15 protein-coding genes are annotated in these 15,416 nt (G+C 50.4%); all 15 read left to right on the top strand.

What is annotated here, in order from left to right:
* Positions 1-87: 87 nt before the first annotated feature.
* A complete protein-coding gene (locus ACR0QV_RS00125; RefSeq protein WP_432634010.1) occupies positions 88-1,062 on the top strand; it encodes a hypothetical protein in 975 nt (324 codons plus the stop codon).
* Positions 1,063-1,065: 3 nt separating this feature from the next.
* Positions 1,066-1,251, top strand: coding sequence for a hypothetical protein (locus tag ACR0QV_RS00120; protein WP_428054018.1), 186 nt, complete (start codon positions 1,066-1,068; stop codon positions 1,249-1,251).
* 26 nt (positions 1,252-1,277) lie between these two features.
* On the top strand, positions 1,278-1,499 hold the full coding sequence (locus ACR0QV_RS00115) for a hypothetical protein (protein ID WP_428054020.1): 222 nt from the start codon (positions 1,278-1,280) through the stop codon (positions 1,497-1,499).
* 11 nt (positions 1,500-1,510) lie between these two features.
* A complete protein-coding gene (locus ACR0QV_RS00110; protein WP_428059965.1) occupies positions 1,511-1,996 on the top strand; it encodes a TadE family protein in 486 nt (161 codons plus the stop codon).
* A 41-nt stretch (positions 1,997-2,037) separates the two neighbouring features.
* The gene (gene cpaB, locus ACR0QV_RS00105) at positions 2,038-2,799 is read left to right on the top strand and encodes a Flp pilus assembly protein CpaB (protein WP_428054024.1); all 762 of its coding nucleotides are present in this window, start codon (positions 2,038-2,040) and stop codon (positions 2,797-2,799) included.
* 13 nt (positions 2,800-2,812) lie between these two features.
* A complete protein-coding gene (locus ACR0QV_RS00100) occupies positions 2,813-3,559 on the top strand; it encodes a hypothetical protein (protein WP_432634009.1) in 747 nt (248 codons plus the stop codon).
* 5 nt (positions 3,560-3,564) lie between these two features.
* Positions 3,565-5,886 carry an ATPase, T2SS/T4P/T4SS family gene (locus tag ACR0QV_RS00095; RefSeq protein ID WP_432634008.1) on the top strand — a complete coding sequence of 774 codons (2,322 nt, stop codon included), beginning with the start codon at positions 3,565-3,567 and terminating at the stop codon, positions 5,884-5,886.
* Positions 5,887-5,912: 26 nt separating this feature from the next.
* Positions 5,913-7,538: a type II secretion system F family protein gene (locus ACR0QV_RS00090; protein WP_432634007.1), complete on the top strand. Its 1,626-nt coding sequence runs from the start codon at positions 5,913-5,915 to the stop codon at positions 7,536-7,538.
* Between the two features lie 2 nt (positions 7,539-7,540).
* Positions 7,541-8,431 (top strand): type II secretion system F family protein, encoded by an 891-nt coding sequence (locus ACR0QV_RS00085; RefSeq protein WP_428054032.1) that lies wholly within the window; start codon positions 7,541-7,543, stop codon positions 8,429-8,431.
* Between the two features lie 11 nt (positions 8,432-8,442).
* Entirely contained in the window at positions 8,443-9,882 is a 1,440-nt protein-coding gene (locus ACR0QV_RS00080) for a hypothetical protein (RefSeq protein ID WP_432634006.1), read from the top strand.
* A gap of 16 nt (positions 9,883-9,898) precedes the next feature.
* Positions 9,899-11,008 carry a HAMP domain-containing protein gene (locus tag ACR0QV_RS00075; protein WP_432634005.1) on the top strand — a complete coding sequence of 370 codons (1,110 nt, stop codon included), beginning with the start codon at positions 9,899-9,901 and terminating at the stop codon, positions 11,006-11,008.
* A 15-nt stretch (positions 11,009-11,023) separates the two neighbouring features.
* Positions 11,024-11,293: a hypothetical protein gene (locus ACR0QV_RS00070; RefSeq protein WP_432634004.1), complete on the top strand. Its 270-nt coding sequence runs from the start codon at positions 11,024-11,026 to the stop codon at positions 11,291-11,293.
* Positions 11,294-11,311: 18 nt separating this feature from the next.
* Entirely contained in the window at positions 11,312-12,262 is a 951-nt protein-coding gene (locus ACR0QV_RS00065) for a DsbA family protein (protein ID WP_432634003.1), read from the top strand.
* Between the two features lie 120 nt (positions 12,263-12,382).
* Positions 12,383-14,287 carry an ATP-binding protein gene (locus ACR0QV_RS00060; RefSeq protein ID WP_432634002.1) on the top strand — a complete coding sequence of 635 codons (1,905 nt, stop codon included), beginning with the start codon at positions 12,383-12,385 and terminating at the stop codon, positions 14,285-14,287.
* Positions 14,271-15,392, top strand: coding sequence for an ATP-binding protein (locus ACR0QV_RS00055; protein WP_428054045.1), 1,122 nt, complete (start codon positions 14,271-14,273; stop codon positions 15,390-15,392). The genes ACR0QV_RS00060 and ACR0QV_RS00055 overlap by 17 nt, the downstream gene beginning before the upstream one ends.
* Positions 15,393-15,416 lie beyond the last annotated feature (24 nt).

The following is a 15,416-nucleotide window of genomic DNA, read 5'->3' as shown; positions in this document are numbered from 1 at the left end:
TTGGGGCCAACACCCCAAGGGCCTGCGGACTTTGTGCCGCTAATGCCGTAAATATAAAAGGGCCGGGTGTCCGGCAACAACAGATTTATGAATATAAGAGTAAAAGTTTTAATCGCTTGTTTAACGGTCGGTCTTTTGAGCGCAGGCGCGCAGGCGGAATCTATCAGTTCCAATGCCGGTACCAGCGCCAGTGCGTTCTTAAAGATTGACGCCGGCTCCCCCAGAGCCCAGGCCTTAGGCAATGCCTATGTGTCTATTGCGGACGGCCCGGAAGCCTTGTTCTGGAACCCGGCCGGGGCCGCTTCGGCCACTACGCGCGAACTCCAATTTGCGTACTTGGATTATTTGCAGGGTTATAAAGCGCGCACCTTGGCTTATTTGCAGCCGATTGGCAAAACCATTATCGGCGTAACGCTGAACTATATGGATATGGACGGCTTTGATTTCCGCGGCGAACGCGGGGAATTACAGCCCGAAGTCGGCGTTCCGGTGCAGAACTTTGTGGGCGGTCTTTCTATTGCCCGCGGGTTCTTTAACCAAAAACTCCAAATCGGCGGTACGGCTAAATATATTAGCGAAAAATTGGATACCGACCGCTATGATAACGTCGGCTTTGACGTGGGGGCCAAGTTGCGCCTGGTCAACTGGTTGGGCCTCGGCGGTGCGCTCGTAAACATCGGCGATAAAGAAGAAATGCCGCGCGGTTTGCGCTTGGGCGCAGACTTAAATACCCGTTATTTTACCGTGTCCGGCGAATATATGAAATACCGCGACGATAAAGCCCGCTATGGCGTGGGATTGGAAGTCCACATCCCCGAAGATTTATTGCAGGTGGCCCGCTTTGATTTGCGCGTAGGTTATTATACCCGCACGAATACGGGTACCAACGAAAAGGACTCTTGGGTGGGCGATTTAGGCTTGGCCGAAACCTCCAAGGTTTCCTTCGGGTTCGGTATTTACAGTTCCGAATTGTTTGGTTACGGGGCGTCTATTGACTACGCCGTTACTCCGTTTGGCGCGCTGGGCACCTCGCAGCAGATTGCGCTGGCTATCCAGTTTTAATATATGAAAAACACCTATGAAAGAAAAACTTTTTTAAACAAAAAGGGCCAAACTGCGGTAGAATATATCGTAACGGCGGCCGGGCTTTTAACGGCTCTTATTTCTTTCTATGTGTTGTATTCCCATTTGGTGCCGCAGCAGTTTGACCAAGGGGCAAAAATAATTTTGTCGGATTATAGTGCAGATTAAATTTTAAAAAATCAGGAGGACGTTATATGAAGTTTATTATTGCTTTGCAAAACAAAATGGACGCCTTGAAAGCGCAGGCTTTGGGCTGCCTGAAAAAAAAGGAAGGCCAGAACACGATTGAATACGTATTGATGCTCGTCGTGGTCGTGGGCGTGGCCGGCTTGGCCGGTGTGCTCATTAAGAAATTTATGCCGGATTTGTTTGAACAGGTAAAAGGCAAAATCACCGGCAGTATGAGCGAAATGTAATTTGGAGCCGTATGAAACTTTTTCGTAGGAAGTGTGGCCAGGTAACTGCGGAATTAATGCTGATTTTGCCCGTATTTATGCTACTGATTTTCTTTGTGCTTGAATACGGCAACATCGCATACCACACGATTATTATCAACCACGCTTCCTACGAATTTGCCCGTATCGGCTCGCTGGTGGCCGTAAAAAAGCCAAGCGGCAGACCCGACAGAACGGTCATCACGCAGAAGATAAACCACGCTAAAACGCAGGTTTTCGGCTCCGAGGCCGGACGGGTGGGGGTAAACGTAAAGGTGGAAACCACCGGCGTGGACCCGATGTACAGAAAGCACCGCCACGAGGACGTAATTGTAACGGTAACGTATCCCGTGCGGTTAATCTTCCCCGGTACCAGTTATATTCTGGCCACCGAACCGCGGCGCGAGGGGTTGCGCCGGATACAATCCGTTACCCGTATGCCGATTGAAAAGGCGTATTTAAGTTCGGATACGAAATAGATTTGACTTATTAATTTTTAAAGCAGTTTTAAGGAGACTAAATGAAAAAAGGAATTATGCTTCCGTTGGTGGTAGCCATTTTGGCGGCCATCGTGTACGCGATGATTGTCAGCAGCGCGGAAAAGAAACTTAATGCGTCCAAAAACATCCAGCAGGTTTTTGTGCCGATTCGCGACATTAAAGAGCGCGAAGTAATCAAGCGCGACTATATTAAGCCCGTCCCCGTGCCGGCCGCTTACTTGCAGAAGGATGCTTTCACCTACTCCACGCCCGCTGATTTCAAATCTATTGAAAACGCCGTGGCGCGTATCCAAATCCCCAAAGGCAACCAGATTTCCAAGTATGCCGTAACCTCGCTGTCTCCCGAGGCCGGTCTGTCCAGCAAAATCCCGGTGCAAATGAGAGGCTTCGTGCTTACCAATGTGCCGATAGCCACCGCCAGTATGATTAAGCCGGATGATAACGTGGATATCTTGCTCACGTTTGAAGCCACGATGAAGAGCGGCCAGCGCCAAACCGTAACGGTTACCTTGTTGCAGAACGTAAAGGTGTTGGGCGTCGGTTCCGACTTGGGTCAAGGCTTGGATGCTAAATCCGCCAGCGCGATGAAGAGCAAAGAGGACGATGCCGCGGCCTACTCCGACCAGACGGCCTTGTCTTTGTCGCTTTCCCCGCGCGACGCGCAGTATTTGGCGTTGGCGCTTGCCCAGTCTGACGGGGCTGTAACGGTCATCTTGCGTTCGCACGGCGACGTAACGAACTACTTGATGGAAGTAGCCACTTTTGAAAAATTATTTCAATAAATAGGACAAATCAATGATGAATAAAAAGTTTATCGCAAAAGTTTTTCTGGCCGTCTTGCTTTTAGGCGTGCTGTTGCCGTCGGGTGCGTTTGCCAAACAAACGCGCTTGGTGGCGGTCAGCGCCGATGTGGTGGAAATCAGCGGTACGATGCAGAGCGTAAAGGGGTTCTCTTGGAACCAACTCTTTGACTTTGAAGAAGCCGCTATCCCCGGTGTGCTGTCTTTGGGCGAATTTGAACGCAAAACGGCGGTTGCTACCCGCCTGCGCTTAATGGAAACCGAAGGGCGCGCCCAGGTGCTTTCCAATCCCAAGATTGTAACGTCTTCCGGCAACGCCGCCAAAATCAATGTAGGCGGTAAAATCCCGATACCGGTGGTAAATAACCAGGGTGTCGGCTCCCAGTTGGAAGAATACGGTATTTTGCTTAACGTATTGCCTACCATTATGCCGGAACGCAACAACCTGATTGACTTGCAGGTCCAGTTGGAAGTTTCCACGGTGGACTATTCCAGAACTGTGGTAATCGGTACGGCTACGGCTCCTTCTTTTACGAACCGCAACGTGGAAACCCACGTGGAAATTAACAGCGGCGAAACCTTGGTTATCGGCGGGTTGAAGAACAGTTCCCGCAACGTGTCCGAGGACCGCGTACCGTTCTTGGGCAGAATCCCGCTTATCGGCTTACTCTTTAAAAACAAAGACGTAACCGAAGAGCAGCGCTCGCTCTTCCTGTTTATTACGGTTGAAATTGTGGAATAGTTTTTATGGCAGAAGAACAAGACACCCCTAAAAATGAAGCAAAAATTATCGCGTTTGCCGGGCCTAAGGAAGGCGCCGGCAAAACCACGCTGGTACTGAACTTGGCCCTTGGCTGGGCGGGTATTCAAAAGCGTCCGGTGCTGATTGTCCCGCTGGACCCCTTGGCCCGTCAGGAGCATAGTTTCTATTTGGATATCAAAAAGCCGGTCAGCGTGTCCGATATTTTGCAAACGCTGGGCAATACCTCTATCGCTGTGGTGGGGGGGTTGCTCCGCGGTAAAATTTCTATGTCCCAATGGGGCGTGGGCGTGCTGCCGCTGGGCAATACGCGTGCGCAGGTGTCTGCCATCAGCCCGAAGATTTTAATTCCGATTTTATCCCGTTTGTCGCAAACCTTTGATATTTTCTTGGATGTGGAATCCAGTTTTCCGATGCAGGCGTTTTCGTTTGATATAGCCGACAAGATTTTTTGGGTGTCGCAAGCCACGCGCACGCACTTAAATTCCACCGTCCAACTTTTTAACGATTATAAAGAACAGCATTATCCGATGGACCGCGTGAGCATTATCTGCAACGCCTACGATATGCCCGGTTCTATTCCCTATGAAGAAGTGGAACGTTTTTATTCCTCCCTCGGGCGCGAAATGGACGTGTTTTTGCCGTGGGATGAAGATGTAATGGCTACTGCCAACCGCAAGGAAGTGGAAATTATCACCAACCCGCAATCCGAGTGGGTAAAGGGCTTGCGCTTGGTGTTGGCCAAAATCCGCGATTTAAAACCGGCTCCCAAAGATTGGGTGGCTTCTGTTTCCGATGAAGAATTTGCCCAAGCCTCCAAAGAAATTTGGAGCCCGGTGCTGTTTGACGACGGCAAAACCACCACGGCGGAAAGCCACGTGGCCGAGCCGGAAGAAGAAGCCGGAAAGACCAAATTGTCTTTCTGGGACGATTTAAAACAAAAAATCCATAAAGAAGTAGTGCACACGCTGGAAATTGAACATATCGTCGTCAGCGACGAAAGTTCCGCCAGCGCGCAGACCCGCAAACGCGTGGCCGCGATTGTAGATGATATCTTGCAAAAGCAGCCCAACTTGCAGTTCTCGCGCGACCAGCGCACGCGCTTCTCGTCGGAACTCTTGGACGAAATTTTGGGCTTGGGGCCGCTGGAAGTTTTAATGCGCGACCCAGCCGTAACCGAAATTATGGTCAACGCCTTTGATAAGATTTTTATTGAACAAAAAGGTAAGTTGACCTTAACCAAATACAAATTCCGCAATAACGAGCAGGTCGTGCAGGTTATCAAACGTATCGTGGCTCCGTTGGGCCGCCGTATTGACGAATCCGTGCCGCTCGTGGACGCCCGTTTGAAGGACGGTTCCCGTGTAAACGCTATTATCGCGCCGCTGGCTGTTTCCGGCCCGACGCTGACAATCCGCCGCTTCTCCCAAAAGCCTTTCGGCCCCGAAGATTACTACCGCTTCGGCACGATTAGCCCGGAGTGTATGGCGTTTATTGAAAAATGCGTCCGTATCCGCAAAAACATTATTGTCTGCGGTGGTACGGGTACCGGTAAAACAACCTTTTTGAACGCTATTTCCGGCTATATTTCCCATAACGAACGTATCATCACCGTAGAAGATACCGCGGAACTTCGTTTGCAGCAGCCGCACTGGGTATCCTTGGAAAGCCGTCCGCCAAACGTGGAAGGCAAGGGTGCTATTACGATTCAGGATTTGGTAAAAAACTGCTTGCGTATGCGTCCTGACCGCATTGTGGTCGGGGAGTGCCGCGGCGGCGAAGCATTGGATATGTTGCAGGCGATGAACACCGGCCACGAAGGTTCTTTGACCACGATTCACGCCAACACGCCGCGCGACGGTGTGTCCCGCTTGGAAGCAATGTGTATGCAGACGGGTGCCGATTTGCCGATTTATGTAATCCGCGAAATGATTGCCTCTGCCGTCAACCTGATTGTCCAGTTGTCGCGTTTTTCGGACGGTTCCAGAAAGGTAACCTATATTACCGAAATGCACGGCCAAAAGGATAACGAAATCCAATCCACCGACCTGTTCCGTTATGTGCAGACGGGCGTGGACGAAAACGGCAAGGTGCAGGGTATTTTCGCGCCGACGGGCGAACTGCCGACGTTCTTTGGCGACTTTGCGGCCAAAGGCCAGCCGGTGGATAAGGAAATCTTTTTAAAGAACGCCGTGCCCGTGGGCCCGGACGGAGACCCGGACTTAAACGCCGTACACCGCTTGCAGGCGCAAATGGCGGCCGGAAAGCAAACTCCGCCTCCGCCGCCTGCTGCTCCGGTTAAGGCATAAAAATTTTAGTTAAAAGAACAAGGATTATGACGAAGAAAATTCAAGTGTTGTGTTTGGCCCTTATGTTGCTGTCGTTTTTGTTAGCGCCCGCTAGTGTGTTTGCCCGCGCGCTTAATAAAAACGACCGCGCGCGCATCCAATGCGCCCAGGAAAAAATGCGCATTATGGCGGAATTTTTTGACGTCAGCCTGCCCGCCGATAAAAAGGTATATAAACTGCCGGACCAGTGCGGTGCGGCGGCCGGTAAAGTGGTGCAAATGCCCAAGTGGTTCGCTTCCGAACTGGCGCGTATGGATAAAAACAAAGTTATCTATGTGCCCAACGAAGGAACATACAGCGAAGTGGACTTGTGGCGACAGGCGTTTTCCAATGTGTATTATTTCTTGGACCGCGCCGATAAATCCTTGGACCCCACACAGCCCGTAGTGCTGGACCAACTGTCCCGCGGGTTCGTCAGCGACCGCATCCGCTTGGTGGCCGCCTTGGACCGCTTGAATAAAGATTTGCTGCGCGGCAAACAGCCCCTTATTATGAAGGACAGTATGGAGGGCCGCGCGCGCTCTATGCTTTCTACGCTGGAACTGATGAACAGCGAATTTTTCAGCACGATTGAATCCTTTTCCAGTCCGCTTTCCCAGCGTGAAAACAAATACCGCCAGTCCGTTATCGGCGTAGTGGTGCTTTCCAACCATTTGTTTTCCCAATTTTTTGCGGCGCCTATTCCGGCCTATCCGCCCAAACCCGATATTTACAAAACGACCGCCGCGGAACGCCTTATCAGTTTGATTATGCTCTTGTTGGGCTCGGCGTTGGCCGGGTTTGCGGTCTATTTGCTGTTGGACGGCAAAAAGGACACGATTGCCAAATTAGTGGCTGATTACCGCCAAAAAAGCGTGGCGTGGGCCGAGGATTTTAACCGCCAGTTCGTAACCATTGATATCAAATACATTGTGTTTGGTACGGTGGGCGTGTTTGCGCTGTTTGGGCTCTTCTTGGGCTTAATGGTGGGCGGCTTTTTTGGCGTGTTTGTCTTCTTAATGGTCGTGCTGATGGGGGCGTTTGTCAGTATCCGTATGCCGGCGGCCGTGTTGGACGCGCTTAAAAAGAGCCGCGGCAAACGCGTGAACAAACAGTTAATGGACTCGCTTATTTTGCTTTCCAACTCCTTGCGCTCCGGTATGGACATTGTGCAGGGGTTTGAACTCGTGTCCAAGGATATGCTCCCGCCGATTGCCGACGAGTTCGGCTTGGTGGTAAAAAATTACCAGTTGGGTACTCCCTTTGAAAAAGCCTTGGACGGCCTTTCCGACCGCGTGGAAAGCCGTATGCTTTCGTATATTATCAAGGCTATTATTATCCAGCGCCAGGTCGGTGGTAACTTAACGGTTATTTTCGCCCGCTTGGTGGAAAACATCCGCGAAGAAAGCAAGCTGGAAGAAAAATTGCAGGCGATGACCGCCCAGCAGAAAATCCAGTCCATCGTGGTCAGTATTATGCCGTTTGTAATGATGCTGGTAATGTTTATCTTCAACCCGTCGCAAATGATTTCGTTCTACACCAGCCCGGTGGGGATGTTTGTATTCTTGTTCTGCGTCATTTGGATTGGTATCGGTATGAAGGTACTTAAAAAAATGGGAGAAGTGCGGGTATAATTATGAACAGTTTAGCGTTTACGTTAGGGCTCAATTTACTGTTGGCGGTGGGGATGTTTGCCGTTTTCTTGACGATTTTCGGCTTGCTGGCCCCTAAACCCAAAAAAGAGGAAATCGTGGACGTGGCGGTCCGCCGCTTCAAATCCACTTCCAGTTTTGCGCGTTTAAAACCGGAAGAAAAAATTATGGACCGCTTGGCGGTGTTCTGCCTGCATAACTTCCACTTGGAAAAGAGTTTGGAGGAGTTGCATATGCAACTGGGCAGCCCCGATAACCCGCAGCCCGTAGATATTTTATATACTAAAATTATCGCTTCTTTGGCTATTCCGGCGGCGATGATGCTTTTATTCCAGGCCATTTGGCCCGTTTTTCTGGTGCCGCTGTGCTTTATGGTGCCGGACGTGCTCATTAAAAGCAAAATCCAAAAGCGTCAGGCGGAAATTCTGGGCAACTTCTCCACGACTGTGGACTTGGCGGCCCTGATTATTGAATCCGGCTTAGACTATTTGACCGCCTTTGAAAGAATTATCAAAATTGCCAAAGAAAAAACGATTTTGGAAGAGGAACTGGAAAAAACGATTAACGAAATTAAACTGGGGTATTCCCGCAGGGAAGCGTTGGAGCGCTTTTCCGCGCGTACCGGGGTGGCCGAAGTGCGCTCTCTGGTCAGTTTGATTATCCAGTCCGATGAACTCGGTACCAGTTTGGTGGATTTGCTGCGTAACTTCTCGTCCGACTTGCGCTCCCGCCGTTTGAGCCGCGCCGAAAAGTTGGCCGCGCAGGCTTCCACCAAAATGTTGTTTCCGTTATTTATGTTCATTTTCCCGACGATTTTTATTTTAATTTTAGCCCCGATGATTAGCGGTTTGGTCAGCGGCGGCGCAGGTTTTTAGAGGATAAACATATGAAAAAATATTTCACCTTGGCTTTTGTTTTAGCCCTTGCTCCCGCGTGGTTGCAAGCGGCCAATACGTTCCGCAAGGAAGTCCCCGTCCGCCAGCACGGCAAGGAAGAGGGGATGCTCTTGGATTTGAGCAAAATTTCTATGGGCACCTTGAACGATGTGGAAGAGAAGAAGCAGTATCTTTCCACGGTGCAACTGGAAAAACAGCGCATCCAAAACTATACGCTTCGTATGGTGTATGAAAACGCCTATCGCCTGTATAAATACGGCGATTACCAGCGCGCGCAGGAAATGGCCCAAACCATTTTGAGCATTGACCCGAACTTTAAACAGGCCCAAACGCTCGCCAAACAGGCCAGCCATATGGGCACTTACGGCACCACGTCGGAAGCCGAAGTGATTGAGGCCAAATTCCAAGAAACCATCCGCCTCTACGATAGCGGCCGCTTGGTGGAAGCCAACGACAAATTAAACGAAATTTTGACGATTCAGCCCGGCAACTCCAAGGCCTTGGCCTGGAAGCGCAAAATTGATTACGATATTGCCAAGGAATATACCCGCCGCGGCGACGAAGCCTATCAAAACGACAATTATCAGGCCGCCTTGGACGCGTGGTATAACGCCCTTTTGATGCGCAAGGACGACCCGAAACTCGTCTCCAAAATTGCCGAAACGGAAAACAAACTGCGCAAACAGCAGGTGGAAGAATCTATGAAGCAGGCCTTGGATTTTTATAACAAAGGCCAGTATGTGGAATCTTACGCCGTGTTTGAACGCATTACGAAAATCCAGCCCGGCGACCCGCGCGTGCAAAAATATATGTCTCAGTTAAAGAACGAAATTGCCGCGGGCTACTATCAGGCGGGTAACCGCTCGTATAATGCAAACCGTTTTGACCAAGCCGTTTCGTACTGGACGAACGCCAAAAAATGGGGTGCCGATACGACGACGATGGACGGGCTTATCAAACGGGCCCGCAACGCCAAGGAAAACCATTTGCGCGTAAAACAACAGCAAGCGCAGCAGGCCGTTACCAAGGCCGAACAGGCCGCCAAAAAGGCGGAAGATGCCGCTAATAAAGCCGAACAAAAGGCCGAAGAAACCCTGCCGGAAGAGCCCGAAACGGTGGTAGTGGACGGCAATGTACCCGGTATGACGGGCGGTACGGTTATCCCCGGGGCTTCTACGGGCGGAATCGGCTCCTCCGTGGGTACGGTAGGGGCAAACGAAACCTTGCCGACCTTGACGGGTACGACCACGAACCCGGTGTCGGCGGAAGCCAGCAACGCGTCCCGAGCCAAATTTATTGAAGGGTTGGATGCGTACAACCAGGACGATTACGAACGCGCCCGCCAGGCTTGGATTGTGGCCAAGCAACTGGACCCGGGCAACAGCGATGCGGACTTGGGTTTGCGCAAATTGGAAGAGTTAATGAAATAGGAGCGGTGTTTTTGATATGAAACTGACATCCAAATGGCTTTTATGGTTCGTTCTGGTAACGGTGTATGCGTCCGTTATCGGCGGGCTGTTCTATTACAATTTGTTCAAATTTGTCTTTGACAAAAAACTCCAAAACGAAATGGTGGAAATGGTCCGCTTCCGTGCGCCGTCCTTGGTGCAGTGGTTGGCCTCCCGCCCCAAGGGCGCGGCTACCTTCCGCGAGGCCGAAATTATGAAGGGCCTCCAACGTAACGATAACCGCATCCGCAGTTTGGTGTATTTGAACTACGACGGTTCTATCCGCTGGCACGAAAACACCAAGTTTTTGGGTATGTCGTATGCCGATTACAATGCGTCCGTGGGATTTGATTCCAACGCCGCCGTACAGGCAATTCGGGACGGCCTTCCCCGCGCTATTTTAACGTCCAGCGGCGAATATTACGATATGGCTATCCCGCTTTTGGCCAAGGGCAACGCTGTGGCCGGGGTTGTCAACGTAACGGTTTCGCGCGAAAACGCCCAAAAGTTAATCCAGTCCTCTATGGTGCGCTATGCGTGCGGTGCGTTTATTATGATTTTGCTCATCGGCGGGGTGCTGTATTTGTTCTTACTGCTTAAAATTATCCGCCCGCTGGGTGCCTTAAAGGATAGCGTAGAGGCTGTATCGCTTAATAATTTAACGCTTTCTTTCCCGCCGCGTAAGGACGAAATTGGCGGCGTGGCGCAGGCTGTTTCTGGCTTACTCGTCAAAATCCGCGAAGACATCAAGAGTATGGAAAACGTGGAAATTATGACGTTGGAAAAGGAACAGCGCTGGTGGAAAACCATTTTGGCCGTAACGGTGCCGAAAGGTTCCCGCGCGTTGGTTATTGACGAAAACAACAACATCTTATATACTAACTTTGAACTGAAAGTGCCGGGCAAAGAAAAAGTACACTTGTTGGATATTTTTGACGGACGCCAGCAGGAAATCATCCAAGTCGTGGGCGAAGCGCTTGAAAACCCGACCAAGGTCCTGCGCGGCACGGTAGTAAATAAAAATGTAAAATGTTTGGTAAAAGCCGTTCAACTGCCCGACGATGCCGGCAAAAACCGCATTGTGCTGGTGCTGGAACCCGAAAAATAAGATTTAGGAGAAGATATGAAAGTAGAAATCAAAAAAATTAATATTTCAGCGTTGTTGTTTTCTGTTTTCCCATTGGCTGTATTCGTGGTGATGCTGTTAAGCGCGTTTATGGAAATGTTCAACCCCGACGCTTCCTTTACGGTTGCCTATGTAATGGGCCTGATTATGCGCGCTATCCAAGGCACGCTGTTGTTCTTGGTTTCGTCGGTGCTGTTTGCACTGGCTTACAATTTGTTGTGCTCTATCGGTATCCGCGGGGTACACGTAGAGTTGGAAGATAAATAAAAAGGAGAACAAGGGTTAATGAAAAAACTCATTGCCATTTTAGTAGTTTGTGCCGTCGCGGGACTTGCGTTTGCCGCCCCGGCCAAAAAAGCGGCCAAAACCGCTAAAAAAGCGTCTGCAAAGGCGGAATTCGTCATTATTGAATCGGACGAATACAAAGCGGGTCAGGAAGCCCCCCAACTGACGGCCGGTATTGCCCAGTTTTTGGAAATGGAACCGTCTGTAACCAAGGTATCTTATAAAGATGCCGCGGCTGATGAAAAATTGGCCGGCTTGGATTACAGTTTCCTGCCGCTTTATTTGATTAAAAAGACCGATGCTATCCGCACCAAATTGGAAAAACACCTGCAATACGGTTATGCCCAAGAAAATGCGGACTACATCATCTTGCCGCACCAAACCCGCCAAGGCGTGTTTAACAACAAAACCGCCAAACCGGGCGTAATGGAAATTTTTGTAATGTCCCAATGCCCCTACGGCGTTATGGCCGAAAACTTGGTTATCCAAGCCCAAAAAGACGGCAAAATGCCTGCGGGCAAAGAAATCCGCGTGCGCTATATCGTTAATCACGGCGATAAAGACGGCTTTTCCAGCCTGCACGGTTCCGGCGAGTGGGAGGAAGACATCCGCCAACTGTTAATTGCCAAATACTACCCGGAAAAATTCTGGAAATATTTGGAAATCCGCAACAAAGACTACCGTTCCAGCCGCTGGGATAAAGCGATGGACGAAGCCGGTATCAACTCCAAAAAAATTATGAAGAAATTTGATACCGAAGGTGTGGAACTTTTGAAGGCCGAAGCCAAATATACGCAGGAATACGGCATTAACGCCTCTCCGTCCTTTGTATGGGAAGGCAAAGTTCAGTTGGATTTCGGTTCCGCCGCGGAAATTGAAGGCTTTGGGTTCTTGAACCCCAACGCCGCCAAATCCGGTGCGGCCGCCGCGGCTCCTGCCGGCAGTTGCTAACCTGATTTTTACAATCTACGGGGGCAGGGAAAACACTTCCCCGCCCCCGTTTTGCAAAGTACCCCGGCGGTTGGCTTTTGGCTTACGGCCCGGATATTTTGAAGGACAAATGCAAATTCTATGAAGACAAAGGGAAGTCTGTTTCGCGGTTTATTTTCCAACGCGGTTTTTGTGCTGATTTTAATCTCCATTGTTCCGGTGCTCGTTATCGGGTACCACTTAATGGATGTGAACAGCCGCGTGCTGAAAAATGAAATTTCGCAAAAACAGCAAACGGTCGCCAGCCGTTTGGCGGCGGTGGTGCGCTTTAACATTACGCACAACACGCAGTATTTTTCCGTCTTTGTGGATTTGCATAGCGATTTTGGCGGGCACAATTTTATTAACGGTGCCGATTTAAAATACCTGCGCCGCAGCGATCCGTCCGTCCTGTATTTGGCGGCATTGGACCCGGCGGGCAAGTTGTTGCTGTCCTCCGGCGAGCGGGCGGAAAACGTAAATTGGGCGCAGGAAATCAAATCCGTTTTACAAGCGTGCGTAAAAGAGCAAAAGCCGTATTACCTGGGCGGCGTTTATCCGTCCGAAGACGGGCTTTTTATGTTAATGGCGTTCCCTATCCGCCAGCGGCTAAACGACAGCCGCGTATCGGGCGTTTTGGTGGCGGAAACGGGCCTTGCGGAACTGGGCCGGATGTTGTTGCAGGTCTATCCAATGGATATGAACGCCGTGATTGCTACGCGCGAAGGGCAGATTATTTCGTTTAACGGGGCTCCCGGCGGCCTAGCCACCGATTCCCAGCCCGAAATGACGGCCCGCGTACGCGAAATCAGCAAACTGTTGGGCAGTGCGCACAGCCGGGAACTGACGTTATCCTCCGGCGAAAAGATTTTGGTAGCCTCGGCGGAATTACCGCTTTCCGGTTGGCGGGTGTATGTGGACCAACCCGCCGATGTAACCTTGCAGTTGCTTAAAGAGAGCACCTTCCACTCTCTGTGGGATGTAACGCTTTTGGTTTTGGTAATGTTGCTGTTTGTGGTGGTGGTGAGTTATTGGGTAATTAAACCGATTACTCGCCCCTTGGAGCGGTTGCGCCGGGCGGCGGTCAAACAGCGCGAAAATGGCGATTATGTTGTGCGCCAAGAGGATTTGGATATCCCCAATAACGAAATTGGCGAACTGGCACAGGCGTTTGTGGATATGTCGGGTGCGTTGCACGCCAGAAGGCAGGAACTGATCGGCGCGCAAACGGAACTGGCGCAAATGAACCAAGCACTTGAAAAACGCGTAGAGGAGCGCACGCACGAATTAAAGGCCGCCACACGCGAGTTGGTAAAAACCGAACGTTTGGCCGCTATCGGGCAAATGGCGTCTATCATCAGCCACGAAATCCGCAACCCGCTGGCTGTTATCAGCAACGCCACGCGCCTCATCAAAATGCTGGTGCGCACGCCCGATGCCAAGTTGCTTAAACAGTTTGGCATTATTGAGGCGGAAATTAAGCAGGCCAACAGTATTATCAGCGAGGTATTGGGCTATGCCCGCACGCGCGATTTGATTTTAAGTACGATTGATTTGAACAGTTATCTGCGTGAAATTTTGCTCTCGTATCCGTTTATCCCGGGCATTACGCTTAAAGACGAACTGGACCCGGAATCGGTGCGTATTAAGGTGGATGCGGAGGAAATCAAACAGGCCATCCGCAACATTGTTTCCAACGCGGTGGAAGCAATGAACGGCGGGGGCACGCTGACCGTGGGCACCAAGGTAGGCCGCCGCGTGGTGTGCATTTACATCGCCGATACGGGCCCTGGCATCAGCGAGGAAGTCCGCCATAAAATGTTTGCGCCGTTCTTTACCACCAAGGCCCGCGGAACCGGGCTTGGCTTAGCGGTGGTGGGCAAGGCCATCAGCCGCCACAAGGGCAAACTGTTTATTCAAAGTGAGGTAGGCAAGGGAACCTGCTTCCAGATTTATCTGAAAATTTATAAAAAACCCGGAGACACGAGTTATGGAGAAGCAAGTTAAAATTTTGGTAGTGGATGACGATAACAACCTGCGCGAAACGCTGGTGGATTTGCTGGAAATTGAGGGCTATAAAGTCTATCAGGCCGGCACGGCGGCGGAGTGCTTGGAATTGTGCGCCAGCGAGTTTTTTAACGTGATTTTAATGGACTACAACCTGCCCGACGAAACGGGTATGGAACTCATCCGCAAAATCCGCTCCTTTAACCAAGATACGCAGATTATTATGATTACGGCCTACGCCTCGCTAAACGCTATTATGGAGGCTATGCAGGAGTCCGTATATGACTTTTTGATTAAGCCGGTGGATTTTGACTATTTAAAGCGTACCATTAACCGCGCGTTGGATAAGTATTTCTTGGAACAGAGCAACAAGGAATTACTCGCCCAATTAAAAACGCGTAACGACGATTTGGACCGCCTGAATAATATGAAGTCCAAATTCTTTTCCATTGTGTCGCACGACTTGTCCAACTCGTTAATGACGCTTAAAATGAGTTTTGATATGCTCAAAAAGAAACTCACGCCCGACGACGACCAAAAGAAAAAAATGATGTTTATGGACGAGTCTATCGGCCAAATTGAGCATTTGATTAAGGACCTGGTGGACTGGGCCGCCATTGAAAAGGGCAAACTGCGCATTGAAAAAGCCCGCTTTGAACTAACGGAAAGTTTAAAGAAGACGGCGGAAATCTTCCGCGCCAAGGGGGCCAAGCGCAACATCCGCGTTACGTTTGAAAGTTGCGGCGCCGTGCCCGTGTTTGCCGACGAAAAACGTATCCGCCAAGTTATCTCCAACATCTTGGAAAACGCCGTGCGCCACACGCCCGACAACGGCACGATTGAAATTGTTGTTAGCAAAATAGATGAAAAAAATGTTAAAGTGTCAGTAGCGGACTCTGGGGACGGTATTGACCCCCAGCAGGCGCCCAATTTGTTTACCAGTTTTACGCAAGTAGGCGACAAAAGCCGTGTCGGCCGCTTGGGGTTAGGCTTATCCATTGCTAAGGATATCGTCGTAAACCACGGCGGGCGCATTTGGGCCCATAGCGAGGGCTTGGGGAAAGGGGCTTCGTTTAATTTTACGCTGCCTATTATGAATTCGTAACATTTTACAACGTGTAGGGGAGTT

This window comes from Candidatus Avelusimicrobium sp., assembly GCF_050873505.1.
Taxonomy (GTDB): domain Bacteria; phylum Elusimicrobiota; class Elusimicrobia; order Elusimicrobiales; family Elusimicrobiaceae; genus Avelusimicrobium.
Note: the sequence above shows the minus strand (reverse complement) of the source record. Positions and strands in the feature narration are given on the sequence as shown.